The following is a 26002-nucleotide window of genomic DNA, read 5'->3' as shown; positions in this document are numbered from 1 at the left end:
CCCGCGGGAAGACAGGGTGGGGTGACGAATGCCTCCACGAAGTCCAGAATGGCGGGATAACGGCACGCCAGACGGGCCGAGCTGGAGGAACGACATGATGAACCGACGCAACACCCTGCGCCTGGCCGGTGGCACCCTGCTGACCACCCTGGCCACACCCTTCCTGGCCCGGGCGCAGGAATCCTGGCCAATCCGCCAGGTGCGCATCGTGATCCCCTTCGCCGCCGGCGGCCCCCAGGACGTCCCCGCCCGCATCATCGCCGACCGGCTGAGCCGCACCCTCGGCGCCACCTTCATCATCGACAACCGCCCCGGCGTCGGCGGTGGCCTCGGCGCGCAAATGGTCGCCAATTCGCCGCCCGACGGGGCGACGCTGCTGTTCATCTCCTCCTCCATCTCCATCCTGCCGACCCTGCAACGCCAGCTGAACTTCGACCCGCTGCGCGACCTGGCCCCGCTGACCGTTGTATGCGACGTGCCCGCCGGCATGATGGTGCGCGCCGACAGCCGCTTCACCGACCTCGCCAGCCTGATCGCCGAAGCCAAGGCCAATCCCGGCAAGCTGACCTACGGCTCCGGCGGCGTCGGCTCCGCCAACCATCTCGCCGGCGCGCAATTCGCGGCCCTGGCAGGTGTCGAAACCGTCCACGTGCCCTATCGCGGCGTCAGCCAGGCGGTGAACGCGATCTACACCGGCGAAATCGACTTCGTCTTCGGCAGCAGCGTCGAAGTCCTGTCCCACCACCGCCAGGGCCGGGCCCGCCTGCTCGGCATGACCATGCCCCAGCGCGTGCCCGCCGTGCCGGATGTCCCCGCCATCGCCGAACTCGTCCCCGGCTACTCCGCCCCCAACTGGTTTGCCATGTTCGCCCCCAAAGGCATGCCACAAGCCCTGATGGACCGCCTGATCAGCGAACTGACCGCCATGCGCGACGACGAAGTCCTGAACGCCCGCCTCAGCCCCGCCGCCGCCATCATCCGCATGGACGGCCCCGCCGCCCTGACCGCCCAACTCACCGCCGAAATCCCGCGCTGGCGCGACGTCATCCAAAAGGCGGGTATCGGTAGCGATAGCTGAGGGCGCACTGGTTGTTGGCGGGAGGGGCACTGCCCCTCCCGCACCCTCCCCGCCAAGGGGCCACTGCCCCTTGGCGGGGAGGGTGCAGGGAGGGCGGAGCCCTCCTTGCAAACCACTCAGTGCCGCCCCCGGCTATGCCAGCGTTGCCGCGACTTTGACGGCGCTTTGCTCCGCGAGGATGTCGCGGATGGCTTGGCGGAGCAGGCGGACGTCGCGGATGCGGCTGAAGCCGGGGCGGTGGAACAGGGCGACGTCGCGGGCCATGGTGCCGTCGCCGATGCGGCGGTAGGCGACCATGTCGTCCAGCAGGGCGCCGACTTGTACGGCGAGTTGCGGCATGAAGGAGCAGCCGACGCCGGCGGCGACCATTTGACGCAGGGTTTCCAGGCTGGCGGCCTGGAGTTCGGGGCGGTCGATTTGCAGGCGGGTGGGGCAGTAGGCCAGGGCGTGGTCGCGCAGGCAGTGGCCTTCGCTGAGCAGGATGAGTTCGGCCACGGGGATGTCGGTGCGGCTGACCTGTTCGACGCGGGCCAGGGGGTGGTCGCGCGGCACGACGAGGACGAATTCCTCCCGGAAGAGTTTGAGTTCGGTCAGGTCGGGGCCCGGCAGGGGGGAGGCGGCGAGGATGGCGTCGAGTTCGCCGTCTTCCACCTGGCGGGCCAGGTGGCGGGTGAGGCCTTCGGAGAGCAGCAGGCGCAGATGCGGGAAGCGGGCGCGGAGGGGCTTGAGCAGGAAGGGCACGAGGTAGGGGCCGAGGGTGGAAATGACGCCGAGGCGGAAGGTGCCTTCCAGGGGGGCGGCGCCGGCGGCCGCGATTTCGAACATGCGGCGGGCTTCGGCGACGATCAGCCGTGCCTGGGCGATCAGTTCGGCGCCGCGGGGGGTGATGAGCACGCCGCGGGGCGCGCGTTCGAAGCATTCGACCTGCAGCAGTTCTTCCAGCTTGCGGATCTGGGCGGAGAGGGTGGGCTGGCTGACGGCGCAGGCCTGGGCTGCGCGGCCGAAGCTGAGATGTTCCGCGACGGCCAGAAGGTATTCCAGGTCACGCAGTGACAGGCCGGCGAGAGTCATGGGGAGGTCCCTTGCGGTATTCGGAGCGGCCTGCGGCGGCGGCCGTTTGATGCGCAGTGGCATCAGATACGCGCTCTGCGCCCCGCTGGTCCAGGGTGCGCGGATTGACCCCTCGATGAGCCGCGCCTAGGCGTTGGGGGCAGAGGGGAGACGGGGTGGTGGAGACAGGCTCCATGCGAACGGGCGGGGCGCCGCGCCAGCCGAAGCGGCGGCGGGCCTTCGACGCGGCGGCGAAGGGTGCGCTGGACGGGGTTCGGGTGGTGGACCTGTCGCGACTCGTCGCGGGCAACATGCTCACCAAGGTGCTTGCCGATCATGGGGCGGAGGTGGTGAAGGTGGAGCCGCCGGCGGGCGACAGCCTGCGCGCCTGGAAGGTTTCGGGCATCGAAACCGCCTGGAAGACCTGGTGCCGCAACAAGCGCAGCATCTGCCTGGATTTGCGCAAGGCCGAGGCGGTGGCCGTGGTGAAGCGCCTGGTCGCGGATGCGGCGATGTTCGTCGAAAGCTTCCGGCCAGGGGTGCTGGAGGAGATGGGGCTGGGGCCGGAGGAGCTGCTGGCGATCAACCCGGCCTTGGTGATCGTGCGGGTTTCCGGCTGGGGCCAGACCGGGCCGTTCCGGCACAAGCCGGGCTTTGGCACATTGGTTGAGGGCTATGCGGGCTTCGCAGCCTTGAACGGCTTCGCGGACCGGGAGCCGGTGCTGCCGCCGATGTTCATGGCGGATGCCTATGCGGGTCTGTACGGCGCCTCTGCCGCCATGATCGCGCTGTGGCACGCGAAGGCGACGGGACAGGGGCAGGTGGTGGACCTGTCGCTGTTCGAGCCGATTTTCGCGGTGCTGGAGCCGCAAATGGCCAATTGGCGGGTCAGCGGCAAAGTGAAGCCGCGCACCGGCAGCCGCAGCACCAATACCGCGCCGCGCAATGCCTACCGCACGAAGGATGGCGGCTGGCTGAGCCTGTCCACCAGCACCCAGGCGGTCTTCGTGCGGCTGATGCACAGCATCGGCCGGCCGGAGCTGGTCGAAGATCCGCGCTTCCGGACCAATCCCGATCGCCTGGCGCATATCGAGGTCATCGACGGCGTGATCCGCGATGCCATTGCCGGCATGGACCGGGCCGAGGCGTTGCTGAAGTTCGACCGGGATGGGGTGACCATCGGCCCGATCATGGATGTCTCGGAACTGGATAGAGATGCCTATATCGCCGAGCGGGAGGCGCTGATCGAGGTGCCGGATGACGAGATGCCGGATGGGTGGCTGCCCATGCATGGGCAGGTGCCGCGCCTGTCGGTGACCCCCGGCATCCTGCGCAACCCCGCGCCGAAGCTGGGCGCGGACAATGACGCGCTGCTGGCACCCCTGTTGGGTGCCGAGGAACTGGCCCGCCTGCGTGCGGCGGGCATCGTGCTGCACGGAGAATGACGAGAATGACCCGCGCCTGGCGTTCCATGCTCTATGTCCCGGCCAATGTGCCGCGTTTCGTCGCCAAGGCGCCGGGGGCCGGGGCGGATGCGGTGATCCTGGATCTGGAGGACAGCGTTCCCACCGACCGCAAGACGGAGGCCCGGGCGGCGCTGGCCGAGGCGGTGCCGGCGGTGCGGGCGGGCGGCAGTGACGTGCTGGTGCGGGTCAACCGCCCGCTGCGGCTGGCGCTGCCGGATATCGAGGCGGCGATCGCGGCCGGGGCCGATGGCATCCTGCTGACCAAGGTGCTGGGGCCGGAGCATGTCGTGCTGGCCGCGGAGCTGCTGGCGGAGGCGCCGCGCCGCATGGTCATCGTGCCGGTGGTGGAGACCGCCGCCGCCCTGCTGAAGATCGAGGCGGTCGCCGCGGCCCATCCGCTGGTGACCGGCCTGCTGGTGGGGGCCGAGGATCTGGCCGCCGAATGTGGCGCCCAGCCGGATGACGAGCTGATCGTGCTGGCCAAGCGCCGCATGGTGATCGCCGCCATCGCGGCCGGGGTGGCGCCGTTGGGCACGCTCGGGACGGTGGCGGATTTCCGGGATGCGGAGCGGATTCGGGACTTGGTGGCGCGGTCCCGCCGCACCGGCCTGGTGGGCGCCACCTGCATCCATCCGGCGCTGGTGCCGATCCTGAATGCCGGATTCTCCCCCAGCGAGGCGGAGGTCGCGCTGGCCCAGCGCCATGTGGCGGCGGCGGAGGAAGCGGCGAAGGCCGGGCGGGGCTCCTTCACCGTGGACGGGATGATGGTGGACGAGCCGGTTCTGATCCGCGCCCGGCGCATCCTGTCCCAGGCCCGGTAGCCGCCGGCACCCTGGCGCGCGGGGCAGCCATGCTGCCCTTCGCGGCGGGAGTTGGTGCGGTGGCGGGCAGTCTGCGCTAGACAGCGCCCACAATGCCCTTTCCCGATCTCCCCGAACGTCTCGCCCAGGCCCTGGCCGAGCGCGGCTACGCCGAACCCACCCCCGTCCAGGCCGCCGTGCTGGATCCCGCAACCGCCGGTCGGGACCTGCTGGTCTCCGCCCAGACCGGCTCCGGCAAGACGGTGGCCTTCGGCCTCGCCATCGCCGAGCAGGTGCTGTCCGGCGGCCGCAGCCAGGTGCCGTTGGCCCTGGTCATCGCCCCGACCCGTGAATTGGCGATGCAGGTGCGGGACGAGCTGGCCTGGCTCTATTCCGGCACCGCGGTGCGGGTGATTGCCTGCGTCGGCGGCACCGATGTGCGGGCCGATCGCCGGGCACTATCGATGGGCGCCGAGATCGTGGTCGGCACCCCGGGGCGCCTCCGGGACCATCTCGACCGCGCCAATATGGACCTGTCCCAGCTCCGCGCCGCCGTGCTCGATGAGGCGGATGAGATGCTGGACATGGGGTTCCGGGACGACCTGGAAGCCATTCTCGAAGGCGCGCCGGAGTCCCGCCGCACGCTGTTGTTCTCGGCGACCGTGCCGCGGGAGATCGTGGCGCTCGCCGCTTCCTACCAGCGCGGCGCGCTGCGGATCGCGGCGACGGTGGAGGGTGAGCGCCATGGCGACATCGCCTATCGCGCCATGCTGGTCGGGCCGCGGGAGGTCGAGGCCGCCGTGGTCAATGCGCTCCGTTGGTATGAGGCCGGCGCGGCGCTGGTCTTCTGCAACACGCGGGAACAGGTGAACCGGCTGCATGGCACGCTGTCGGAGCGCGGCTTTTCCGCCGTGGCCCTGTCCGGCGAACTGACCCAGGCGGAGCGCAACCGCGCGCTCCAGGCCCTGCGCGACCGTCGCGCCCGGGTCTGCGTGGCGACCGATGTCGCCGCGCGCGGCATCGACCTGCCGGATCTGGGCCTGGTGATCCATGCCGAATTGCCGCGCGACAAGGAAACGCTGCAGCACCGTTCCGGCCGCACCGGCCGGGCCGGGCGCAAGGGCGTCGCGGTGCTGATGGTGTCCCACACCCGCCGGCGGCTGGCGGAGCGCCTGCTGTCCAACGCCCGCATCCAGGCCGAATGGTCCGGCCCGCCCACCGCCGAGGATGTCCGCGCCAAGGACCGGGAACGCCTGGCTGCCCAGGCGCGCATCGCCGTGGATGCGGTGGCGGATGAGGATGACATCGAACTCGCCCGCGCTTTGCTGACGGATAAGACGCCGGAACAGGTGGCGGCCGCGCTGTTCCAGGCGCTGCGATCTTCCCTGCCGGCGCCGGAGGAGCTTTCGGCCCTGCCGCCGCCCGCCCCCCGCGCCCCGCGCGAACAGGGTGGGGAGGGCGTCTGGTTCCGCCTGTCCATCGGCCGGCACGACCAGGCCGATCCGCGCTGGATCCTGCCCTTCATCTGCCGCAAGGGCGACCTGACGCGGAAGGAGGTGGGCCGGATCGAGGTGATGGACCGCGAAACCCGCGTGGAGATCGCCCCCTGGGCCGCCGCGCGCTTCGCCGCCTCCGCCCAGCGGGTGTCGGGCGATGACGATGACCGCATCCGCATCGAGCCGATGGCCCATGCCCCGGCCCCCAGCCGCGCCCCGCCGCGCGAGCCGCAGCGCGACCGCCCGGCGCCGCCGCGGCCGGAGCGGCCGGCAGGCCCGCCGCGCGAGTATCGCGGGGCTCCGCGTGGGGCCAATGCCGGGCCGCCGCGCGGCGACAAGCCCCGCGCGCCTTATGCTGGCCCGAAGCGCCGCCCGCAGCCGTGACTTAAGCCCTCCCCCGCTTGGGGGGGGAGGGTTGGGTGGGGGCTTCGCGACCCCCCTTCAGTTCACCTCGATCCGCGCTTCGCGCACCACCCGGCGCCAGCGGGCCAGGTCCTCGGCAATCAGCTTGCCCAGGGCCTCGCGCGATGTGGCGTCGACGGCGAAGCCGACCCGGGCCAGGCGCTCCGTCACATCCGGCGTCTTCAGCGCGGCGACGATCACCTCGTTCAGCCGTTCCAGCACCGGCGCCGGGGTCGCCGCCGGGGCGACGATGGCGGTCCAGGAGCCGGAGACATGGTCCGGCAGGCCCTGCTCGGCCATGGTCGGCACATCGGGCAGCATCGGGAAGCGGGTCGGGCCGCAGATGGCGATGCCGCGCAGCCGGCCTTCCCGCACATGCACGCCAACCGTCGCGGCGTTCAGCACCGCGAAGGGGGCGGTGTTCTGGATGACGGCGGTGGCCGCCGCCGGGCCGCCGGCGAAGGGCACGGCCAGGGCTTCGGTATTGGTCAGCAGCTTGAACAGCTCCATGCCAAGCTGTTCGGAGGAGCCGACGCCGGAGGAGGCATAGGCCGGCCCGCCCCGGATCGTCTTCATCCAGGCCACCAGCTCCGCCACGTTGGTCGCGGGGATGGCGGGATTCACCACCAGCATGTTCGGCGCCGTCATCACCAGCGTGACCGGCGTGAAGTCCTTCTCCACATCATAGCCCGGGCTGCGCATCACCACGGGGTTGATGGTCAGCGTGCCGCTGGCCGCGACCAGCAGCGTGTGGCCATCCGCCGGCTGCTGCGCGACGTAGCGGGACCCGATGGCCCCGGTGGCGCCCGGACGGTTTTCCACCACCACCGGCTGGCCGAGCGCCGAGGACATGCCCTGCTGGATGACGCGCGCGGCGAGGTCCGTCGGGCCGCCGGGCGGGAAGGGCACCACCAGGCTGATCGGGCGCGTCGGCGCCCAGGCGGCCTGGGCCCGGGCGCCACGCGGCAGCAGGAAGGGCGCGGCGAGCAGGGACAATGCATGGCGGCGAGGAAGCATGGGGAGGATCCTGTTTTCCTGTTTGACAGGACAATACTGACCCGAACCGCACCGATTGCGCCACCCCAGGCCGGTTGACCCGATGGCGCGGGCTGCCGAGGATCGCCGCATGACCCGCCATCCCGATGACGTCCGCGCCGCCCTCGAAGCCATCCGCGCCGCGCGCGGCTTCGTGCTGCCCCATCACGGCGCCATGGCCGCCGCTCTGCCGGAACTGCACGCAACCTATGAGGCGATGTATCGCGCGTTGACGCTGGAACAGCGCCATCTGGAGCCATTGGAGAAGGAGGTAACGTGGCTGGCGATCCTCGCCGCCTGCGAGGAGCCGGTGGGCACGCATCATGTCCACAAATTCAAGCAGGCCGGCGGCAGCGATGCCCTGGCCGCCGCGGTGTTCCGGCTTGTGAGCTTCGCCGCCGGCGCACGGCGTTACGCCTGCCTCGGCGCGCATTGGCAGGCGCAATTTCCCGCACTGCCGGCGGCGCGCGAATATCAGCAGGGCCTTGATGCGCTGATCGCCGGCACGCCACTGTCGCCCGGCTTGGCGCGGCTTGCCTTGATCGGCGTGCATACGGCGGAGGAGGAGTTGTGGGGCCTGCGCGTGGTGCTGGACTCGGCTTATGCGCTGGGCCTCGATGAGGCGCGCATGGCGGAGGCGATGAGCCTTGCCATCTGGCCGCGCGGCGTGAACCGCTTCGTCAAGGCGACGGCGGTGTGGCTGGAACTGCTGCAATCCGGGCGCGTCACGCCTTCTCCGGCCTTTCGCGCCTGGGCGGAGGTGGCGGGGCAGGGGGCCTTCGTGCCGCCACCCGTTTGACGGCCGCCGCGCCGCCTTCCTATCCTGCCGCGGCTGAGGAGTCCCCGATGGTCGAGGCGTTGCAGGTTCCCACGCATCTGACCGTGGCGAATGCGGATTTCAGCCGTGCGCTGGGCTTCATCGACGGCGCGGTGGTGCCGCTGGCTGAAGCGAAGATCCCGGTTCGTGACCTCGGCCTGATGTATGCCGACATGACCTATGATGTCGTGCATGTCTGGCAGGGCGGCTTCTTTCGGCTGGAGGATCACCTCGACCGCTTCTTCGCCTCCCTCACTGGGCTACGGCTGGATGCGGGGATGGACCGGGACGCGATGCGACGCGTGCTGGCCGATCTGGTGCGCCGCAGCGGCCTGCCGGATGCGCTGGTCTATTTCGCCTGCACCCGCGGCATGGCGGTGCCGGGATCGCGCGACCCGACCCTGTCCACCAACCGCTTCTTCGCCACCGTCACGCCACTGGTCCTGCGTGGCCAGCCGGAGGAGATGCAGCGTGGCCAGAACGCCATGCTGGTGCGCGACGTGGCGCGCATTCCGGCGGCGGCGGTGAACCCGCTGTGGAAGAACACCCATTGGGGCGACTTCATCCGCGCCGCCTTCCTGGCCAAGGATGCCGGCTGCGATGTGCCGATCCTCTGCGCCACGGATGGCGCCGTGGCGGAGGCGCCGGGCTTCAATGTGGTGGCCGTGATCGATGGCGGGCTGCTGGCGCCGGAGGCCGGGGTGCTGGAAGGCATTTCCTGCCGCAGCATGTTCGAGATCGCGGCCGATCTCGGCATTCCCGCCCGCTACGGCCGCCTGATGCCGGAGGCCCTGGCGGCGGCGCAGGAGGCCTTCCTGACCGCCACCTCCTGCGGCCTGTTCCCGCTGACGCGGCTGGATGGCGCACCGATCGGGGCCGGTGTGCCGGGGCCGATCACGACGCGCTTGCTCAACACCTACTACGCCCGGAAGAATGCCGGCTGGCTCATCACGCCGGTGGATGCCATTCCGCCACCCTGACACCCAGGAGACTGCCGATGCGGCGCCTGCTCGCTTCCCTTGTGGCCCTTGCCCTGGGTCTGGCCGCGCTGCCCGCGGTGGCGCGGGACCTGACCATCGTCGCCGGTGGCGGCGCGTTGCAGGACCATATGCGCGCCACGCTGTTCTCCACCTTCGCCAACGGGCCGGTGGTGGACACGGCCTATGACTACAATGTCGGCCCGATCCGGGCGATGGTGCAGGCGCGCAACGTCACCTGGGATGTGGTGATGGTGGAAGCGCCGGACCTGGTGCGCGGCTGCGAGGACGGCATCTTCGAGCGCATCGACTGGTCCGTGGTGAACCGCGACAAGTTCATGCCGGGCGGCGCCACCACCTGCGGCGCGGGCGCCATCGGCTGGGGCGTTTCGGTCTTCTACGACGAGGCCCGGCACCCGACCGGCCCCGCCAACTTTGTCGAGTTCTGGGACACCCAGCGCTTCCCCGGCCGCCGCAGCCTGCGCCGTGGCGCGCGGATGACGCTGGAGATCGCGCTGATGGGGGACGGCGTGCCGGCGGCCGAGGTCTACAAGGTGCTGGCGACGCCCGCCGGCCAGCAGCGCGCCTTCGCGGCGCTCGACCGGCTGCGCCCGAACCTGACCTTCTGGACCGGCGGGCAACAGCCGATCGAGCTGGTGAACAGCGGGGAGGTCGCCTATGCCGTCGCCTTCGTCGGCCGTGTCGCCAATGGCATCCGCGCCGGGCAGCGCTACGCCCTGCGCTGGCCGACCCTGCTCTACGCCTATGACAGCTGGGCGGTGGTGCGCGGCTCGGCCAATGCGGCGGCGGGCATGCGGCTGATCGAGCACATCACCAATGCCGAGCCGCTGCTGGCGCTGACGCGGCTCTGGCCGATCAACCCGGTGAACCAGGCGGTGGCGGATGACCCTGATGTGCGCGCGCGGAACCCGCTGATGATGACCAACCACCAGGCCGGCGGGCTGGAGATCGACACCGAGTTCTGGCTGGAGCATGGCCCGGACCTGGAACAGCGCTTCGCCGCCTGGCTGAATCGTTGAGGCGTACCAACTGGCTGGCGGCGCTGCTGATCGCGCCGCTGCTGCTGTTGATCCTTGGCAGCTTTCTTGTGCCCGTCGGCCTGACGCTGTGTCGGGCGGTGCAGGACCGGGAGGTGGCGCAGGCGCTGCCGGAGACCAGCGCAATTCTGGCGAGCTGGGACGGGCAGGGGCTGCCACCGGAGGCCGCCTTCGCCGCGGTGGCGCGGGAGCTGGGCGCGGCGCTGGAGGCGCGGCGCATCGGCGATGTGGCGCAGCGCATGAACTTCGCCGAGACCGGTATGCGCAGCACCCTGCTGCGCACCGCCCGCGCGGCGGACCGGCTGCGCGCGCCCTATGCGGCCTCCCTGGTGGCGCTGGATGCGCGTTGGGGGCAGGCGGAGACCTGGCTGCTGCTGCGCAGTGCCGGCGGTCCCCTGACCTCGCTGTACCTGCTGCGGGCGATGGATTTTACGCAGATGCCGGATGGCGGCGTGGTGCAGGTGCCGGCGGATGAACGACTGTACCGCACGCTGTTCCTGCGGACCTTCGGCATCAGCCTGCTGGTCACGGCGCTCTGTGTGCTGCTGGCCTATCCGGTGGCCTATACCATTGCCCGGCTGCGCGCGCCCTGGTCCTCCATCGCGCTGACGCTGGTGCTGATTCCCTTCTGGTCCTCCGTGCTGGTGCGCACCACCGCCTGGTTCGTGCTGCTGCAACGGGAGGGGCCGGTGAATGCGGCGCTGCTGGGGATGGGGCTGCTGGACGCGCCGGCGCAGATCATCGGCACGCGCATCGCCGTGGTGCTGGCGCTGGTGCATGTGCTGCTGCCCTTCGCCATCCTGCCGATGCACAGCGTGATGACACGGCTGGACGCCACCTATCTGCGCGCCGCGGCCTCGCTGGGCGCCAACGGGATGCAGCGCTTTCTGCGCGTCTGGCTGCCGCTGAGCCTGCCCGGCGTGCTGGCGGGCGGCGCCATGGTCTTCCTGCTGGCGGTCGGCATGTACACGGCCCCGGCGCTGGTGGGCGGGGATCGGGATCAGATGGTGGCCTGGTTCATTGCCAATTTCCTCAATCGCGACGTGAACTGGGGCATGGCGGCCGCACTCTCCGCCTATCTGCTGGCGATGACGGGCGCCATCGTCGCCCTGGCGCGCATCGTGACCGGTGGGCTGGTGGGGGCGCGGGGCTGATGCGCGAACACCCGCTCGCCCGCATCCTGCTGCGCGGCGCCACGGCGCTGGTGCTGCTGTTTCTTCTGGCGCCGATGGTGGCGGTGGTGGTGCTGTCCTTCTCGCCGACCGAGCTGATGGTGCTGCCGCCGCGCGGCTTTTCACTGCGCTGGTACGAGGATTTTCTCACGGCCGGGCGCTGGGTGCTGGCCACGCGCAACAGCTTTGTCGTCGCCATCGCGACCACGCTGCTGGCGACGCTGCTGGGCACCATGGCGGCCATTGGCCTTCAGCTCGGGCGCTTTCGCGGTAAGGCGGTGCTGGTCACGCTGCTGACGCTGCCGATGGTCACGCCCTATATCGTGACCGCCGCCGCGATGTTCTTCGCCTATGCCATCATCGGGCTGACGGGATCGCTGCTGGGGTTGGTGCTGGCGCATACGGTGGTGGCGGTGCCCTTTGTGGTGGTGGCGGTGCTGGCCACCTTGCAGACGTTTGACGCCACCTTGCTGCGCGCCGCCGCGTCGTTGGGTGCGCCGCCGATGCTGGCTCTGCTGCGGGTGATGGTGCCGAATATCTGGCCGGGCATCGCCGCCGGCGCGGTCTTCGCCTTCGCCACCTCGCTGGATGAATTCGTCATCACCCTGTTCATGGCCGGCCCCGGCCAGTTCACCCTGCCGCGCCAGATGTATGCATCGGTGCGTGAATCGCTGACGCCGACCATCCTCGCCGCCGCCACGCTGCTGTTCCTCTGTTCCCTGCTGTTCCTTCTGGTCAGCGAGGTCTTGCGATTGCGCGCCGCGCGGAAGGTGCGGGCATGAGCGATATTCTCGTCAACTTCCGTGACGTGACGAAAAGCTATGACGGCCGCGTGCCGGTTGTCGCCGCGCTGAATCTTGATGTGCGTCGCGGCGAGTTCCTGACGCTGCTCGGCCCCTCCGGCTCCGGCAAGACCACCACGTTGATGATGCTGGCGGGGTTCGAGGACCCATCTTCTGGCCGCATCGCGCTGGACGGCACGCGCATCGACACGGTGCCGCCGCATCAGCGCGGCATCGGCGTGGTGTTCCAGAACTACGCGCTGTTCCCGCATATGACGGTCGCGCAGAACCTGGCCTTCCCGCTCTCCATCCGCCGCATGCCCAAGGCCGAGATCGCCACCCGCATCGCCCGCGCGCTGGACATGGTACGTCTGCCGGCCTTTGGCGACCGCAAGCCCGCTCAGCTTTCCGGTGGCCAGCAGCAGCGCGTGGCGTTGGCCCGTGCCTTGATCTTCGAACCGAAGCTGGTGCTGCTGGACGAACCGCTCGGCGCGCTCGACAAGCAGTTGCGCGAGGAGTTGCAGGCCGAGATCCGCCACATCCATGCGCGCCTCGGCGTCACCATGGTCTATGTCACGCATGACCAGGCGGAGGCGCTGACGCTGTCGGATCGCATCGCCATCTTCCACGAAGGCCGCATCCAGCAGATCGACACGCCCGAGGCGGTGTATGAGCGCCCCGCCAATCCCTTCGTCGCCGGCTTCATCGGAGAGAGCAACCGCCTGACGGCTCAGGTGGTGGATGCGACGCGACTGCGGCTGGCGGACGGCACGATCCTCGACACCTTGCCGCATGCCCTGCCGCCCGGCGCCGGTGCGCTGGTTTCGATTCGGCCGGAGCGTGTCGCTATCAGCATACAGGGTCCAGGCAACGCCGTGGTGGAGGAGGTGGTCTATCTCGGCGACCATTGCCGTCTGCGCCTGGCGCATGCAGGCCGTGCGGATTTCATCGCCAAACTGCCCCGCCAGGATGCGATGGCGGTGCCCGCGCCTGGCACGCGGATCACCATCGGTATCCCCGCCGACGCCGTCACGGTCTTTCCCACCGACTGACACGGTTTGCGCTTGACAGGAGGCGCTGTCCCGCGTGGCATCGGGGTGAAATTTGCTGTGGCACGCCCTTTGGAGGGAAGACCATGCTCAACCTGACCCGTCGTCATCTGCTGGGTGCCGCCGCGAGCCTCGGCGCCGCGCCGCTGGTCGCCAACCCAGCCCGTGCGCAGCAGCGACCCGGCGTCATCCGCATGGGTCTGTCGGCCTGGCCGCCGAACCTGCAACCCTGGCCCTCCACCGGCGCCTCCGCCGGCACGGTGAAGATGCTGATCCACCGGCGTCTGACGCGCTTCGACGCGAAGGGGGATTTGCAGGGCGAGCTTGCGCGGGAATTCGCGCTGGATGCCGAGGGCGCCTGGATCTTCAAGCTGCGGCCTGAAGCCGTGTTCCACAATGGCGAGAAGGTCACCGCCGAGGATGTGAAGTGGTGCATCGAGCAGATCGCCGGTGAACGCTCCACCGCCTATTATCGCGCCCAGATGCAGCAGATCGCGCGGGTCGAGACGCCGGATGCGCAGACGGTGCGGCTGGTGATGAAGGAACCGACGGCGACGGTGCCGCTGTGGTTCGCCAATTACAACATGCCGATCATCTCCCGCGCCACCCGCGACATGAATGCCGCCATCGGCTGCGGCCCCTATCGCGTCGCCTCGCAGGAACGCGGGTCCTGGATCCAGCTGGAGAAGGCGAACAACTACTGGGTGCCCGGCCTGCCGCGCACCAACACCATCCGCATGACCATCTATGCCGATGAGAACCTGCGCCTCGCCGCGCTGCAGTCGGGCGATGTGGATATGATCGAGTATGTGCCCTGGGCCGGCATGGCGGCGGTGGAGAATGATGCGCGGCTGAAGCTGGATGCCCAGATGGGCCCCTTCATGGACATCCTGTTCAACGGCACGCGCCCGCCCTTCAACAACCCGCTGGTCCGTCGCGCCGTGGCCCATGCGGTGAAGCGCGAGGATATCGTGCGTGTGGCCTTCTCTGGCCGCGGCAAGCCGATCGAGGGCATGCCGATCGTCGAGGGAACGCCCTGGTACGACGCGGAACTCGCCAAGGGCCACGCCTATAATCCGGAACGCGCCAAGGCGCTGCTGACGCAGGCCGGCTTCCCGAATGGCTTCTCTACCACGCTGCTGGCGACGTCGCAGTTCGGCATGCACAAGGACAGCGCGGAGATCACGCAGCAATACCTGGCGGCCATCGGCATCCAGGCGGAGCTGCGGTTGACCGACTGGTCCACCCGCGTCTCCGCCGGCATTCGCGGGCAGTATGATATCGCCGTCCATGGCGTCTCCGCCGATTTCAACGATCCGGATGGGCTGACCGTGGTGCTCGACACCTCGCTATCTGACGCGCATGGCCGGTCCTTCCGCCTGTCCACGCCGCGCACGGTGGAGCTGCTCGGCAAGGGGCGCGCGGAGTTCGACACGGCGAAGCGCATCGAGATCTACAAGGACATGCAGCGCGCGGCGCTGGAGGAAGTGCCCGTGGTGGGTCTCGCCTGGCGCGAGCAGGGCTACGGCTTCGACAGCCGCATCACCGGCTTCGCCAACCTGCCGGGGGCGCTGACCACCTCCTCAGGCGCGATGCTGGAGTTCGCGGCCTTCGGCTGATGGCATGGCTGGCCCGGCGCATCGGGATTTCGCTGCTGCTCATGTGGGTGGTAGCGACCATCGTCTTCCTCGCGCTGCACATGGTGCCGGGCGATCCGGCGGAGATGCTGCTCTCCACCGGCGGCGCCATGCCGGATGCTTTTGCGATTGCGGAGTTGCGGGAGCGGCTGGGGCTGAATCGGCCGATTCTGGAGCAGTATGGTACCTTCCTGATCGGGCTCAGCCAGGGCGATCTCGGCACATCCTTGGTGGATGACTATCCGGTGGCGGAGGAGATCGCGCTGCGCCTGCCGCGCACGCTGGAACTGATCGTGGCCGGAACGCTGCTGGCGGTGGCCATCGCCCTGCCGGCGGGCACCTTCGCCGCCGTGCGCCAGGGCGGCAGCTTCGACCGCGCGGCCTCGGCGCTGGCGGCGGTGTTGCAGGCGGTGCCGGTCTTCGTGCTCGGCACTCTGCTGATCCTGGTGCTGGCGCAATGGCTGCGCTGGATGCCGGCGGGTGGCTACACGCCTTTCGCGGATGATCCGGTGCGGCATCTGGTGCTGCTGTCGCTGCCCGCCATCGCGGTCGCCAAGGGATTGGCCGCCACCATCTTCCGCATGACGCGCGCTTCCGTGCTTGATGCACTGTCGCGCGACCATGTGCGCACGGCGCGCGCCAAGGGGCTGACGCCGCAGCGGGTGCTGCGCCGGCATGTGGTGCGCAATGCGCTGATCCCGGTGACGACGGTGCTCGGCCTTCAGATGGGCTCGCTGCTCGGCGGCACGGTGCTGGTGGAATACGTCTTCAACTGGCCCGGCCTGTCCACGCCGCTGCTGCGCGCGGTGGAGGCGCGGGATTATCCGATGGTCGTCGGCATCGTCATCACCGTCTCCGGCCTGTTCCTGCTGATCAACCTGGCGATGGACCTGATCTATGCGGCGCTCGATCCGCGGATCACCCGCTCATGAGGAAGCTCTGGATTCCGGGCGCTGTCGTCACGCTGATCGTGCTGATCGCCATCGCCGCGCCGGTTCTGCCGCTGATGGACCCGATCCGGCAGGATGTGGCGAACCGCCTGGCGGCCTATGTGCCGGGCAGCCCGATGGGGCGGGATGAGTTCGGGCGTGATGTGTTTTCGCGGCTGATCTGGGGCGCGCGATCCTCCCTCGCCGTGGCCTTCGCCTCCGCCACCATCGCGGCGGTGATCGGCACGGCGCTGGGCCTGCTGGGCGGCTGGTTCCGCGGCGTGGTGGAGTTCCTGGCGATCCGCGGCGCCGATGTGGTGCTGTGCTTTCCGCCGGTGCTGCTGGCGCTGCTGGTGGTGACGCTGCTGGGGCCGGGCACCGCCACGCTGATTCTGGTGCTGTCCGTGCTGTATCTGCCCGGCTTCATCCGGGTGAGCTTTGCGGAGGTGCTTTCCGCGCGGTCGCAGGATTATGTCGAGGCTGTGCGCGCACTTGGCGCCCGCACGCCGCGCATCCTGCTGCGCACGGTGCTGCCGAACATCTCGGGGCCGGTGCTGGTGCAGCTCTCGCTCGCAGTGGCTTCCGCCGTGGTGCTGGAAAGCGGGTTGTCTTTCCTCGGCCTCGGCGTGGTTCCGCCGACGCCGAGCTGGGGGCTGATGATCCGCGGTGCGCGCGCCACCATGGAACAGGCGCCGATGCTGCTGCTGTGGCCCTGTCTTGCGCTGACGGTGACCATCCTGGCGATGAACCTGCTCTGCGACGCGGTGCGCGACGTGGCCGACAAGCGCGGTGGCGGCGGGGCAAAGAAGCTGCGGCTGGTGGATCGGCTGCTGCCCGGCCTGTTCCCCGCGCCGGCCTTGCCAGCGCCGCTGCTGGATGTGCAGGGGCTGACGGTGGAAATCGTCACGCCGGGCGGCATCATCCGCCCGGTGGAGGACATGTCCTTCCGCCTCGATGCCGGACGCACCTTGGCCATTGTCGGTGAAAGCGGCTCCGGCAAATCCATGGCGGCCACCGCCATCATGGGTCTGCTGCCGCCGGCCGCCCGCGTGGCCGATGGCGTGGCGCGCTTCGATGGCGCTGACCTGCTGCGCATGCCGGAACCCGCCCGCCGAAAGCTGCGCGGCGGTGCCATGGCGATGGTCTTCCAGGACCCGATGAGCAGCCTGAACCCGGTGCACCGCATCGGCGACCAGGTGGCGGAGGCGATCCGCGCCCATCGCGACCTGCCCACCGGCAAGGCGGCCTTGGAGGCGGTGGAGCTGCTGAAGCGCGTCGGCATCGCCGATCCCGAACGCCGCGCCCGCGCCTATCCGCACGAGCTCTCGGGCGGCATGCGCCAGCGCGTGATGATCGCCATGGCCATCGCCAACCGTCCCCGCCTGCTGATCGCGGATGAGCCCACCACGGCGCTGGACGTGACGGTGCAGGCCGCCATTCTGGAATTGCTGGCGGAGCTGCGGCGGGCGGAGGGCATGGGCGTCGTGCTCATCACCCATTCGCTCGGCGTGGTGGCGGAGGTCGCCGAAGATGTGGTGGTGATGTACGCCGCGCAGGTGGTGGAGCGCGGCCCCGTCGCCCAGGTCTTTGCGAGGCCGCTGCACCCCTATACCCGCGCCTTGCTGGCCGCCGTGCCGGATGGCGATATCGAGCCGGAGGGCATTCCCGGCGTCGTGCCGCGCCCCGATGCCTGGCCACCCGGCTGCCGCTTCGCGCCCCGCTGCGGTTTTGCGACACAGGCCTGCGCCACCCCGCCACCGCTGGAGGAGCTGGAAGGCCACGCCGTGCGCTGCATCCGCTGGCGGGAGCTGACGGCATGACCGAACCCCTGGTCGTCGCCGAGGCCGTGGAGATGAGTTTTGCGCCACGCGGCATCCTGGCTCGTGGCAGGCCCGTGCGCGCCGTCGCGGGCGTGGATGCGACCGTGGCGCGGGGGGAGGCGCTGGGCGTCGTCGGTGAAAGCGGCAGCGGCAAGTCCACCCTCGGCCGCGTACTTCTGGGTCTGCTGGCCGCTACGGGCGGCACCGTGCGCTTCGATGGCCAGCCGCTGCCGAAGCCAGGCAGTGCGCCCTGGCGGGCGTTGCGCGCACGGATGGGCATTGTCTTCCAGGACCCCTTTGGCAGCCTCGACGCGCGGCGCACCATTGGCGCGCAGGTGGAGGACGGCCTTTCGATCCACACCAGACTTTCCGCGGCCGAACGGCGCGCGCGATTGACAGAGATGTTCGTGCGGGTGGGGCTCGATCCGCAGCGGCTCGGCGCCTATCCGCATGAATTCTCCGGCGGTCAGCGGCAGCGGCTGGGTATCGCCCGGGCGCTGGCCACCAATCCGGATTTCCTGGTGGCGGATGAGCCGGTCTCGGCGCTGGACGTCTCCATCCAGGCGCAGGTGGTGCGGCTGTTGGCGGATCTCCGGCGGGACCTTGGCCTCGCCATGCTGTTCATCAGCCATGACCTGCCGGTGGTGCGGCATCTCTGCGACCGCGTCATCGTCATGTATCTCGGCCGCGTCATGGAGGAAGGGCCGGTCGCGGAGGTTTTTGCGCGGCCCTCGCACCCCTATACGCGGGCGCTGCTTTCGGCGACGCCGCGGCTCGATCCGGCGAAGCGGCTATCGCGGGTGATCCTGCCGGGGGAGCCGCCCAGCCCGACCAACCCACCCTCCGGCTGCGTCTTTCGCACCCGCTGTAGCCTCGCTTTGCCGGCCTGCGCAGAGGCCGTGCCCCCCCTTCGCAACTTTGGCGCGCGGGCGCACCGTGTGGCCTGCATTCGCGCCGATGAGATCAACTGAGGAGCCCGCCAGCATGACCGACATATCGCCAACGAAAGTCCGCATGGGCGAGATCACGGGCGACGAGGCCCGCACGCTCTATCCGCAGAACCCGGTGATCCTGCTGCCCATGGGCAGCCATGAGGATCAGGGACCGCATGCGCCGATGGGCGATTATTTCCTGGCAGAGAAGATGGCGGAGCTGATCGCGCTGCGCGCTACGGCGGAAGGGACGCGCACGGTGGTCGCGCCCGTGCTGCCCTTCGGCAAGGGTGATTTCTTCGGCCCCATGCCGGGTGGCATCGCGCTGTCCGCCGCCACCTTCCGCGCCGTGCTGGACGAGCTCTTCGGCGAATTGCTGCGCCACAAGCTGACCAAGCTGATCGTCATCAATGGCCATGGCGGCAACGTCAACGTCATCAACGAGGCGACCCGTGCCGTGATGCACAAGACCGGCCTGGTGATCCCCGCGCTGTATCTCTGGCGCATCGCCTATGCGGAGATGCCGAAGCTGCTAGGCGCCGAGAAGGCCAAGGCGGTTTCCAGCCACGGCGCCGATCCGCTGACCAGCCTCGGCATGCATCTGTTTCCGGAGCGCATCCGCACCGACCTCATCCCGGAACCGCGCAGCGGCAAGCCGGAGGCGCTGGGCCTGCCCTTCCAGGGCTGGGGCTCGCTGAGTTTCCAGGGTGCGGAAGTGACGGTGCCGATCGAATATGACGCGGTCAGCCCGAACGGCCTCGGCACGGGTGACCCGCGGCTGTGCAGCGCGGAATCGGGCAAGCTGATCGCGGACCGGCTGACGGAAATCGGCGCGGGCTTCTGCCACCACTACGCCAAGCAGTAAGCGGGCAAGGGGGGGCGAAGGCCCCCCGCCTACCCGAAGACCTCGGTCCAGGCCGACATCAGCGCCGCATCGGCCTCCTCCATCGTCGCCAGCACGCCCAGCCGGTGCAGGCTGGTCACGCCGTGCTCGGCGATGCCGCAGGGGACGATGCCGGCGAAATGGCTGAGGTCCGGGTCCACATTCAGCGACACGCCGTGCCAGGATACCCAGCGGGTGACGCGCACGCCGATGGCGCCGATCTTGTCCTCCGTCCCGCGCGCCTTGTCCTCGACCCAGATGCCGATTCGGCCATCCCGGCGCTCGCCCTTGACGTTGAAGCGGTCCAGCGCCCGGATCAGCCATTCCTCCAGGCCCCGCACATAGTCCCGCACATCGCGGGCGCGGACGGTGCCGTGGTCGCGCGTCAGGTCCAGCATCACATAGCCGGTACGCTGCCCCGGCCCGTGATAGGTCCACTGGCCACCACGCCCGGCGGCCACCGCCGGGAAGCGGCTGTCCAGCAGATCCTCGGGCCTGGCGGAGGTGCCGGCGGTGTAGGTGGGCTCATGCTCCACCAGCCAGACGGCCTCGGCCGCCGTGCCGGCGCGGATGGCGGCCACGCGTTCGGCCATGGCCTCCAGCGTCGGCGCATAGGGCAGCCGGCCCGGGGCAATGGACCATTCAGGAGAGGCGGGAAGGGGCCCAAAGGGGGGCGTTGTCGGGTGCGTTGTCATCGGCTATAGGCGCGCTCCTACCCGATATGCGGTCGTGGCGGAATGGTAGACGCGCCAGCTTGAGGTGCTGGTGGGGGCAACCCCGTGGAAGTTCGAATCTTCTCGACCGCACCATCCCCTTTTTCCCGAAGACAGTTTCAGGCGGCCAGCCGTGGCGGCGGGCGCTCGAAGGCGGCACCGGCCTGGCCGCGAGCCGGCGGGCCACGCTCGATGCCGATGACGCGCGCCGCATGCGGCCCGGTCCTGGGCCGCAGACGCATGCGCCGGCGGCCGCGACGGCTCGCGATGGCGCAGGCGAGGGCGCGGACGGCCTGCGCCAGGGCAGGGCTGCCCGGGCGCAGCGCGCATTCCATCACCAGGTCGCCCGTGGCCGGCAGCGTGCCGACCAGGCTGAAGCCCATCTTGCGATAGAGCGCCAGCGCGCCGCCATTCTCCGGCACGACAATCAGCCGGATGCGGCGGCAGCCGGGCACGGCGGCCATGCCCGCCATGATCCGCGCCAGGATCGTGCGACCCAGGCCGCGGCCCTGATGCGAGCGCGCCAGGATGAACCAACCCAGCCACCAACAGCTGGAATCGCGCCGGTCGGGATGGACGACGTAGAAGCCGATCATCCGGCCCTCGGCCTCGATGGCGATCAGCGAATGCGCGGCGCCGCGACGGACATTGTCCAGAATATCGGAGAGCGGCCCGAGGTAATCCTCGACCTGCTCCAAATCCAGATCCATGCGATGGACGACGTCCAGCTGGTTTCTGGCAATCGATCGGTAATGAAGGGCCTGCCGGGCCCGCGGGGGAAACATGTGATCCTGCTACGATTGTTGGCTCGCCATCGCGGCTGGGGGGATGGACCCGCCCGACTGCTCCGGTGGCCGCTGATAGATCGTGTTTCCAACCGCCGAAGGCAAATCCGACACCCGGCGTTGCTCATGTGACAATCGGGATATTTCCCGATGAAGGTCAAAGCCCCCGGGAAATCCGATGACGGGGCCGCGGCGGGCCGGAAATCGGCCCAGAAGGTCGCCCGGGAAAAATATTTCTTCCTCACCGGCTGGCGGGCTGGCCGGGCTCAGGCGCCTGGCGGGAAGATCCAGGACACGCTGCCCACCACCAGGGTGAACTGGACGGCATTGTAGAGCATGCCCGCCCAGTGAAGGCGCCGCAGGCGGGGCACCGCCGTGGCGTCGCCGGAGTCCCGAAACCGCAGCTCCGCATCCATCCGCGCCAGGAACCAGCGCCGCGCCCCTATGGCAAGGGCTGCGAGGACCCCGATGCCGATGGCGACCCCCGGGCGGCCGGCCAGGAGGAAGGCGAGGATGGCGATGCCGCAGGTCACGGTCACGGCGCAGAAATGGACGTTCACCAGACCGCGCAGCAGCCGGGTGACGACCGGGTCACTCAGCGGGCGGAGCAGGAAGGTCGGCGAGGCCAGCAGGAAGTACAGCATGGGAAAGATCAGCAGGATGATCGCGAGCAGCGCGAAGCCGTTGATCGTCATGGCCTGACCGCCTCTCCTTCCGCCGGCCCGAGCATGGCATGCGGGGGCCTGCTTCCGCATCAACGGTCTTGCGGGGCGCCAGGCACACAACGAGGGCTTTCGGACTGCGAAGCTCCTGGCGCGACGGGTCGCGGCGCGGGCGGATATCGCCTATAGCAAGCCTCGGAGGTGGCAATGGACGAGGATTTTCGCAAGGCAGCCCTGGACTATCACCGGCTGCCGCGCCCGGGAAAGCTCAGCGTGGAGCCGACCAAGCGCATGGCGACGCAGCGCGACCTCGGCCTGGCCTATTCCCCCGGAGTCGCCGCGGCCTGCGAGGAAATCGCCAAGAACCCCGACGCGGCCTGGGACTATACGGCGCGCGGCAACATGGTGGCGGTGATCACCAATGGCACCGCCGTGCTGGGCCTGGGCGCGATCGGCGCGCTGGCCTCCAAGCCGGTGATGGAGGGCAAGGCGGTCCTCTTCAAGAAGTTCGCCGGCATCGATTCCATCGACCTTGAGATCGACCAGCGCGACCCGGACAAGTTCATCGAATGCGTGGCCGCGCTCGGCCCCAGCTTCGGCGCGATCAACCTGGAAGACATCAAGGCCCCCGAATGCTTCGCCATCGAGCGGACGCTGCGGGAACGGATGGACATCCCGGTCTTCCACGACGACCAGCACGGCACCGCCATCATCGTCGCCGCCGCCGTCCGCAACGGCCTGCTGCTGCAAGGCAAGCGGCTGGAGGATGTGCGCGTGGTGAACACCGGCGGTGGCGCGGCGGCGATCGCCTGCCTCGACCTGCTGGTGGCCATGGGGCTGCGGCGGGAAAACGTCACCATCTGCGACATCGACGGCGTCGTCTGGCAGGGCCGGCCCAATACCGACCCCTTCAAGGCCGCCTATGCCCAGGACACCAATGCCCGGAAGCTGGAGGAGGTGCTGGCGGGCGCCGATGTCTTCCTCGGCCTGTCCGCGCCGCGCATCCTGAAGGCGGAATGGCTGCCGCTGCTGGCGCCGAAGCCTCTGGTCTTCGCGCTCGCCAATCCGGAGCCGGAAATCCTGCCGGAGGCCGTGCGCGCGGTGCGGCCGGATGCCATCGTCGCCACCGGCCGAACCGACTATCCGAACCAGGTCAACAACGTCCTCTGCTTCCCCTTCATCTTCCGTGGCGCGCTGGATGTCGGCGCCACCACGATCAATGAGGCGATGAAGGTCGCCGCGGCGGATGCCATCGCCGCTTTGGCGCGGATGGAGGCGAGTGAGGTGGTCGCCGCAGCCTATGGCGGCAGCGCGCCGACCTTCGGTCCCGAATACATCATCCCAAAGCCCTTCGACCCGCGGCTGATCCTGGAAATCGCCCCGGCCGTGGCGAAGGCCGCGATGGAGTCCGGCGTCGCCCGCCGCCCGATCACCGACATGCCGAAGTATCGGCAGGAGCTGGAGCGCTTCGTCTTCCGCTCCGGCAATCTGATGCGCCCGGTCTTCGAGGCGGCGCGCAAGCGCACCTCGCGCGTCGTCTATGCCGATGGCGAGGATGAGCGGGTGCTGCGCGCCGTGCAGACCGTGCTGGATGACGGGCTGGCGGAGCCGATCCTGATTGGGCGCCGCGATGTGATCGCCGCGAAATCGGCCGCCATGGGCCTGCGGATGGATTTTTCCGAATCCGTGCGCGTGCTGGACCCGGCGCAGGATACGGAGGTCTTCGGCCCGCTGGTCGAGCTGTACAAGGTGAAGGTGGGTCGCAAGGGCATTCCGCCCGATGCCGCCGGGCGTCGCGTCGGCAACCGCCCCACCGTCGCCGCCGCCTTGCTGCTGGAAGCGGGGCTGGCGGATGCCTGCCTCTGCGGCGGCACCGGCGACTGGTTCCGCCACTGGCACCACGCCTATGACGTGATCGGCAAGCGGGAGGGGGTGGGACGGGTCTATGCGCTCTCCGCCCTGATCGTGCCGAACGGGCATCTGTTCTTCGTCGATACGCATCTGACGGTGGACCCGACCGCCGCGCAGATCGTCGATATGACTCTGCTGGCCGCCGAGCAGATCCGCGCCTTCGGCCTGACGCCCAAGGCCGCCTTGCTGTCACATTCCAGCTTCGGCGCTTCCGGCGCGCCTTCCGCCCGCAAGATGCGCGACGCGCTGCGCCTTTTGCGGGAGTCGGGACCGGATTTCGAGGTGGATGGCGAGATGCATGCCGACGCCGCGCTGGTGCAGGCGATCCGCGACCGCGCCGTCGCCGACAGCCCGCTGACCGATGCGGCCAATCTTCTGGTGATGCCGACGCTGGATGCCGCGAATATCAGCTTCAACCTGCTGAAGGCGGCGGGCGAGGGGCTTCAGGTCGGCCCGATGCTGCTCGGCATGGCCAAGCCAATCCATGTGCTGGTGCCGAGTGTCACGGCGCGCGGCATCGTCAATATGACGGCGCTGGCGGCGGCGCAGGCGAATGGGATGCTGGCGGTGGGGTGAGGCTCGCCTCATCTGCCCGCAGCCGGTGCTCGAAGGTGATCCGGAAGCGCTGGCTGCGGTGAATCGCCAGCAGGAAAGCCAGCTCGAATGCCATGCCTGTAATCAGAAAGGCGATCTCCTCCGTCCGCATCGGGTCGCCGGAAGGGGGCAGTCGCGCCAGCGACAGGACGAGGTCGGCCGCCGCCGAGAGCCCGTAAAAAATCCGGAAGCCGCGCCAGCGCCGAAACCAGAGGATGGCGGTGACAAGCCCCACGGCCAGGACATACAGATCCTGCAAGGACGCATCATGGCCCGTCGTCCGGCCCAGCCAGATTGGGATAAACCAATCCCTGACGAACATGATGGGCGCGGACAGCAGGATGACCGCGGCGAGAAGGGATGGCAGGCGCAGCCAGCCTCGAAACCCGTAAAGCGGATGCGCCTCCGCATCCGCCAGCTCCACCCATCTTGCCATAATCGAAACGATATCACGGGCTTGGCGGTGCAGTAAGCCCTGGCGGTCAGCGGCGCGCGGCACCACATCCCCTGTATGACCAGTCTGCCCGATAAACCCGGCTCCCTGGCCGTCGCCGCCTTTCTCCGCAAGGTCGAGGCGATGCCTGCCGTGGCGACGGCGCGCGGAACGGTGGGCCGGCTGATCTTCGCCATGGATGCCACCGCCAGCCGCCAGCCGAGCTGGGACCGCGCCTGCCACCTTCAGGCCGAGATGTTCGGCGCGGTGCGGGAGATGGGCGGGCTGGCCGTCAGCCTCGCCTATTACCGCGGCTATCGGGAATTCGCCGCGACCCCCTTCCTGACCCATGCCCGCGACCTGGCGCAGCGGATGACGGCGGTTTCCTGCCTCGGCGGCCAGACCCAGATCGAGCGGCTGCTGAAGCACGCGCTGGCGGAAACCCAGCGCCAACGGGTCAATGCGCTGATCTTCATCGGCGATGCCTTCGAGGAAGATGTGGACGCCGCCTGCCATGTCGCCGGCCAGCTCGGCCTGCGTGGCCTGCCGTTGTTCTGCTTCCAGGAAGGCGTGGACCCGGTGGCGCGAAACGCCCTGCGGCAGATCGCGCAATTGTCCGGCGGCGCCTGGGCGCCCTTCGACGCGGCCAGCGCCACGGCGCTGCGTGACCTGCTGCGGGCCGTGGCGGTCTTCGCCGCGGGCGGCAGGCCGGCCTTGCAGCGGCTCGGCGGCGCGGCGGCGCGGGGTATTGCCGGCCAGTTGCCCAGCCCGCGGGGCGCCTGACGCATGGTCTGGCTTGCCCTCGGCCTGCTGCTGCTGGTCGGCCTGCTGGCGCTCACAAAACTGTTCGTGGAGGCGAAGCCGGGACAAGTGAAAGCGGCGCTGGCGCTGTTCGCCGGCGGGCTGGGCCTGGCGCTGCTGGCGGCCCTGCTGATCAGCGGGCGGGGTGGCCAGGCCTTATGGGCCTTGGCGCTGTTCGGGCCGCTCGTCTGGCGCTGGTGGCAGGGCCGCCGCAGCGCCGGCACCTTCGCGCGTGGCGGCGCGGCCAGCGCCGGCCAGGCCTCCGATGTGGAAACGGCCCATCTGGCCATGACTCTGGACCATGACACCGGCCGCATGACGGGTCGGGTCAAGGCGGGCCGCATGGCCGGGGCCGATCTCGCTGATCTCGACCTGCCGGCGCTGCTGGCGCTGCTGGCCGAGCTGGCGGCGCTGGACCCGGAAGGCGTGCCGCTGCTGGAGGCCTGGCTGGACCGGGGCCATCCCGAGTGGCGCCTGCACGCCGCCCACGCGCCGGCTTCCGGCGGCCCGATGACGCGGGCGGAGGCGCTGGAGGTGTTGGGCCTGGCCGAGGGCGCGACCGAACAGGCCATCCGCGCCGCCCATCGCCGCCTGATGCGGGCCGCCCATCCGGACCAGGGTGGGTCGGACTGGCTGGCCTCCCGCCTGAACGCGGCGCGGGACACCCTGCTTCACTGACCCCACCGCGGACCGTTGCGGTGGACGCAATCGGCAGGGCAT

At 69.7% G+C, this 26002-nt stretch carries 24 protein-coding genes and 1 tRNA gene; 19 read left to right on the top strand and 6 right to left on the bottom strand.

Going from position 1 to position 26002, the window contains the following annotated elements:
• The first annotated feature begins 97 nt into the window (after nt 1–97).
• On the top strand, nt 98–1078 hold the full coding sequence (locus ACVFYP_RS19415) for a Bug family tripartite tricarboxylate transporter substrate binding protein (RefSeq protein ID WP_499201850.1): 981 nt from the start codon (nt 98–100) through the stop codon (nt 1076–1078).
• Between the two features lie 132 nt (nt 1079–1210).
• Here the strand turns inward: ACVFYP_RS19415 and ACVFYP_RS19410 are convergent, their stop codons facing one another.
• Nucleotides 1211–2149, bottom strand: coding sequence for a LysR substrate-binding domain-containing protein (locus ACVFYP_RS19410; RefSeq protein ID WP_499201849.1), 939 nt, complete (start codon nt 2147–2149; stop codon nt 1211–1213).
• Nucleotides 2150–2322: 173 nt separating this feature from the next.
• On the opposite strand from ACVFYP_RS19410, the gene ACVFYP_RS19405 reads away from it, so the two are divergent.
• From ACVFYP_RS19405 to ACVFYP_RS19395, 3 genes are all read left to right on the top strand, one after another.
• Nucleotides 2323–3573, top strand: coding sequence for a CaiB/BaiF CoA transferase family protein (locus ACVFYP_RS19405; protein WP_499201848.1), 1251 nt, complete (start codon nt 2323–2325; stop codon nt 3571–3573).
• A gap of 5 nt (nt 3574–3578) precedes the next feature.
• A complete protein-coding gene (locus ACVFYP_RS19400; RefSeq protein ID WP_499201847.1) occupies nt 3579–4415 on the top strand; it encodes an HpcH/HpaI aldolase/citrate lyase family protein in 837 nt (278 codons plus the stop codon).
• A 92-nt stretch (nt 4416–4507) separates the two neighbouring features.
• On the top strand, nt 4508–6274 hold the full coding sequence (locus ACVFYP_RS19395) for a DEAD/DEAH box helicase (protein ID WP_499201846.1): 1767 nt from the start codon (nt 4508–4510) through the stop codon (nt 6272–6274).
• Nucleotides 6275–6331: 57 nt separating this feature from the next.
• Here the strand turns inward: ACVFYP_RS19395 and ACVFYP_RS19390 are convergent, their stop codons facing one another.
• Complete coding sequence (locus ACVFYP_RS19390) at nt 6332–7309, bottom strand: Bug family tripartite tricarboxylate transporter substrate binding protein (RefSeq protein ID WP_499201845.1); 978 nt, start codon at nt 7307–7309, stop codon at nt 6332–6334.
• 109 nt (nt 7310–7418) lie between these two features.
• Here ACVFYP_RS19390 and ACVFYP_RS19385 point away from each other — a divergent pair, with 109 nt between their 5' ends.
• From ACVFYP_RS19385 to ACVFYP_RS19335, 11 genes are all read left to right on the top strand, one after another.
• The gene (locus ACVFYP_RS19385; protein WP_499201844.1) at nt 7419–8126 is read left to right on the top strand and encodes a hypothetical protein; all 708 of its coding nucleotides are present in this window, start codon (nt 7419–7421) and stop codon (nt 8124–8126) included.
• Between the two features lie 47 nt (nt 8127–8173).
• Nucleotides 8174–9124, top strand: a complete 951-nt coding sequence (locus tag ACVFYP_RS19380) for an aminotransferase class IV (protein WP_499201843.1) — start codon at nt 8174–8176, stop codon at nt 9122–9124.
• A 17-nt stretch (nt 9125–9141) separates the two neighbouring features.
• Complete coding sequence (locus tag ACVFYP_RS19375; RefSeq protein ID WP_499201842.1) at nt 9142–10161, top strand: extracellular solute-binding protein; 1020 nt, start codon at nt 9142–9144, stop codon at nt 10159–10161.
• Entirely contained in the window at nt 10158–11333 is a 1176-nt protein-coding gene (locus ACVFYP_RS19370) for an ABC transporter permease (RefSeq protein WP_499201841.1), read from the top strand. The genes ACVFYP_RS19375 and ACVFYP_RS19370 overlap by 4 nt, the downstream gene beginning before the upstream one ends.
• Nucleotides 11333–12133: an ABC transporter permease gene (locus ACVFYP_RS19365; RefSeq protein ID WP_499201840.1), complete on the top strand. Its 801-nt coding sequence runs from the start codon at nt 11333–11335 to the stop codon at nt 12131–12133. Before ACVFYP_RS19370 ends, ACVFYP_RS19365 begins: the two co-directional genes overlap by 1 nt.
• Nucleotides 12130–13185, top strand: coding sequence for an ABC transporter ATP-binding protein (locus tag ACVFYP_RS19360; protein ID WP_499201839.1), 1056 nt, complete (start codon nt 12130–12132; stop codon nt 13183–13185). The genes ACVFYP_RS19365 and ACVFYP_RS19360 overlap by 4 nt, the downstream gene beginning before the upstream one ends.
• Before the next feature lie 83 nt (nt 13186–13268).
• Complete coding sequence (locus ACVFYP_RS19355; protein ID WP_499201838.1) at nt 13269–14801, top strand: ABC transporter substrate-binding protein; 1533 nt, start codon at nt 13269–13271, stop codon at nt 14799–14801.
• Nucleotides 14801–15751 carry an ABC transporter permease gene (locus ACVFYP_RS19350; protein ID WP_499201837.1) on the top strand — a complete coding sequence of 317 codons (951 nt, stop codon included), beginning with the start codon at nt 14801–14803 and terminating at the stop codon, nt 15749–15751. The genes ACVFYP_RS19355 and ACVFYP_RS19350 overlap by 1 nt, the downstream gene beginning before the upstream one ends.
• On the top strand, nt 15748–17568 hold the full coding sequence (locus ACVFYP_RS19345) for a dipeptide/oligopeptide/nickel ABC transporter permease/ATP-binding protein (protein WP_499201836.1): 1821 nt from the start codon (nt 15748–15750) through the stop codon (nt 17566–17568). Before ACVFYP_RS19350 ends, ACVFYP_RS19345 begins: the two co-directional genes overlap by 4 nt.
• Nucleotides 17565–18539 (top strand): ABC transporter ATP-binding protein, encoded by a 975-nt coding sequence (locus tag ACVFYP_RS19340; RefSeq protein ID WP_499201835.1) that lies wholly within the window; start codon nt 17565–17567, stop codon nt 18537–18539. The genes ACVFYP_RS19345 and ACVFYP_RS19340 overlap by 4 nt, the downstream gene beginning before the upstream one ends.
• A 13-nt stretch (nt 18540–18552) precedes the next feature.
• A complete protein-coding gene (locus tag ACVFYP_RS19335; RefSeq protein ID WP_499201834.1) occupies nt 18553–19365 on the top strand; it encodes a creatininase family protein in 813 nt (270 codons plus the stop codon).
• Between the two features lie 29 nt (nt 19366–19394).
• On the opposite strand, the gene lipB is transcribed toward ACVFYP_RS19335, so the two are convergent.
• The gene (lipB, locus tag ACVFYP_RS19330; protein WP_499201833.1) at nt 19395–20078 is read right to left on the bottom strand and encodes a lipoyl(octanoyl) transferase LipB; all 684 of its coding nucleotides are present in this window, start codon (nt 20076–20078) and stop codon (nt 19395–19397) included.
• Nucleotides 20079–20106: 28 nt separating this feature from the next.
• Here lipB and ACVFYP_RS19325 point away from each other — a divergent pair.
• Nucleotides 20107–20192 (top strand) — tRNA-Leu (locus ACVFYP_RS19325).
• A gap of 23 nt (nt 20193–20215) precedes the next feature.
• Here the strand turns inward: ACVFYP_RS19325 and ACVFYP_RS19320 are convergent.
• Together ACVFYP_RS19320 and ACVFYP_RS19315 are read right to left on the bottom strand one after the other, a co-directional pair.
• Nucleotides 20216–20806, bottom strand: coding sequence for a GNAT family N-acetyltransferase (locus ACVFYP_RS19320; protein WP_499201832.1), 591 nt, complete (start codon nt 20804–20806; stop codon nt 20216–20218).
• A gap of 341 nt (nt 20807–21147) precedes the next feature.
• Nucleotides 21148–21576, bottom strand: a complete 429-nt coding sequence (locus ACVFYP_RS19315; protein ID WP_499201831.1) for a hypothetical protein — start codon at nt 21574–21576, stop codon at nt 21148–21150.
• Nucleotides 21577–21750: 174 nt separating this feature from the next.
• Here ACVFYP_RS19315 and ACVFYP_RS19310 point away from each other — a divergent pair, with 174 nt between their 5' ends.
• The gene (locus tag ACVFYP_RS19310; protein ID WP_499201830.1) at nt 21751–24030 is read left to right on the top strand and encodes an NADP-dependent malic enzyme; all 2280 of its coding nucleotides are present in this window, start codon (nt 21751–21753) and stop codon (nt 24028–24030) included.
• Here the strand turns inward: ACVFYP_RS19310 and ACVFYP_RS19305 are convergent.
• Nucleotides 23975–24547, bottom strand: a complete 573-nt coding sequence (locus tag ACVFYP_RS19305) for a hypothetical protein (protein WP_499201829.1) — start codon at nt 24545–24547, stop codon at nt 23975–23977. The two genes, ACVFYP_RS19310 and ACVFYP_RS19305, sit on opposite strands and share 56 nt — an antisense overlap.
• 12 nt (nt 24548–24559) lie before the next feature.
• Between ACVFYP_RS19305 and ACVFYP_RS19300 the strand changes: the two genes are divergently transcribed.
• Together ACVFYP_RS19300 and ACVFYP_RS19295 are read left to right on the top strand one after the other, a co-directional pair.
• Nucleotides 24560–25264: a vWA domain-containing protein gene (locus ACVFYP_RS19300; protein ID WP_499201828.1), complete on the top strand. Its 705-nt coding sequence runs from the start codon at nt 24560–24562 to the stop codon at nt 25262–25264.
• Nucleotides 25265–25267: 3 nt separating this feature from the next.
• Nucleotides 25268–25960 (top strand): J domain-containing protein, encoded by a 693-nt coding sequence (locus ACVFYP_RS19295; protein WP_499201827.1) that lies wholly within the window; start codon nt 25268–25270, stop codon nt 25958–25960.
• Nucleotides 25961–26002 lie beyond the last annotated feature (42 nt).

The sequence above is a fragment of the Roseomonas sp. F4 genome (assembly GCF_053891155.1).
Note: the sequence above shows the minus strand (reverse complement) of the source record. Positions and strands in the feature narration are given on the sequence as shown.

Bases quoted from the DNA above. Each gene is read 5' to 3' on its own strand.
- ACVFYP_RS19415 (WP_499201850.1), top strand. From the start codon at position 98: ATGAACCGACGCAACACCCTGCGCCTGGCCGGTGGCACCCTGCTGACC.
- ACVFYP_RS19410 (WP_499201849.1), bottom strand. From the start codon at position 2,149: ATGACTCTCGCCGGCCTGTCACTGCGTGACCTGGAATACCTTCTGGCC.
- ACVFYP_RS19405 (WP_499201848.1), top strand. From the start codon at position 2,323: ATGCGAACGGGCGGGGCGCCGCGCCAGCCGAAGCGGCGGCGGGCCTTC.
- ACVFYP_RS19400 (WP_499201847.1), top strand. From the start codon at position 3,579: ATGACCCGCGCCTGGCGTTCCATGCTCTATGTCCCGGCCAATGTGCCG.
- ACVFYP_RS19395 (WP_499201846.1), top strand. From the start codon at position 4,508: ATGCCCTTTCCCGATCTCCCCGAACGTCTCGCCCAGGCCCTGGCCGAG.
- ACVFYP_RS19390 (WP_499201845.1), bottom strand. From the start codon at position 7,309: ATGCTTCCTCGCCGCCATGCATTGTCCCTGCTCGCCGCGCCCTTCCTG.
- ACVFYP_RS19385 (WP_499201844.1), top strand. From the start codon at position 7,419: ATGACCCGCCATCCCGATGACGTCCGCGCCGCCCTCGAAGCCATCCGC.
- ACVFYP_RS19380 (WP_499201843.1), top strand. From the start codon at position 8,174: ATGGTCGAGGCGTTGCAGGTTCCCACGCATCTGACCGTGGCGAATGCG.
- ACVFYP_RS19375 (WP_499201842.1), top strand. From the start codon at position 9,142: ATGCGGCGCCTGCTCGCTTCCCTTGTGGCCCTTGCCCTGGGTCTGGCC.
- ACVFYP_RS19365 (WP_499201840.1), top strand. From the start codon at position 11,333: ATGCGCGAACACCCGCTCGCCCGCATCCTGCTGCGCGGCGCCACGGCG.
- ACVFYP_RS19360 (WP_499201839.1), top strand. From the start codon at position 12,130: ATGAGCGATATTCTCGTCAACTTCCGTGACGTGACGAAAAGCTATGAC.
- ACVFYP_RS19355 (WP_499201838.1), top strand. From the start codon at position 13,269: ATGCTCAACCTGACCCGTCGTCATCTGCTGGGTGCCGCCGCGAGCCTC.
- ACVFYP_RS19350 (WP_499201837.1), top strand. From the start codon at position 14,801: ATGGCATGGCTGGCCCGGCGCATCGGGATTTCGCTGCTGCTCATGTGG.
- ACVFYP_RS19345 (WP_499201836.1), top strand. From the start codon at position 15,748: ATGAGGAAGCTCTGGATTCCGGGCGCTGTCGTCACGCTGATCGTGCTG.
- ACVFYP_RS19340 (WP_499201835.1), top strand. From the start codon at position 17,565: ATGACCGAACCCCTGGTCGTCGCCGAGGCCGTGGAGATGAGTTTTGCG.
- ACVFYP_RS19335 (WP_499201834.1), top strand. From the start codon at position 18,553: ATGACCGACATATCGCCAACGAAAGTCCGCATGGGCGAGATCACGGGC.
- lipB (WP_499201833.1), bottom strand. From the start codon at position 20,078: ATGACAACGCACCCGACAACGCCCCCCTTTGGGCCCCTTCCCGCCTCT.
- ACVFYP_RS19320 (WP_499201832.1), bottom strand. From the start codon at position 20,806: ATGGATCTGGATTTGGAGCAGGTCGAGGATTACCTCGGGCCGCTCTCC.
- ACVFYP_RS19315 (WP_499201831.1), bottom strand. From the start codon at position 21,576: ATGACGATCAACGGCTTCGCGCTGCTCGCGATCATCCTGCTGATCTTT.
- ACVFYP_RS19310 (WP_499201830.1), top strand. From the start codon at position 21,751: ATGGACGAGGATTTTCGCAAGGCAGCCCTGGACTATCACCGGCTGCCG.
- ACVFYP_RS19300 (WP_499201828.1), top strand. From the start codon at position 24,560: ATGACCAGTCTGCCCGATAAACCCGGCTCCCTGGCCGTCGCCGCCTTT.
- ACVFYP_RS19295 (WP_499201827.1), top strand. From the start codon at position 25,268: ATGGTCTGGCTTGCCCTCGGCCTGCTGCTGCTGGTCGGCCTGCTGGCG.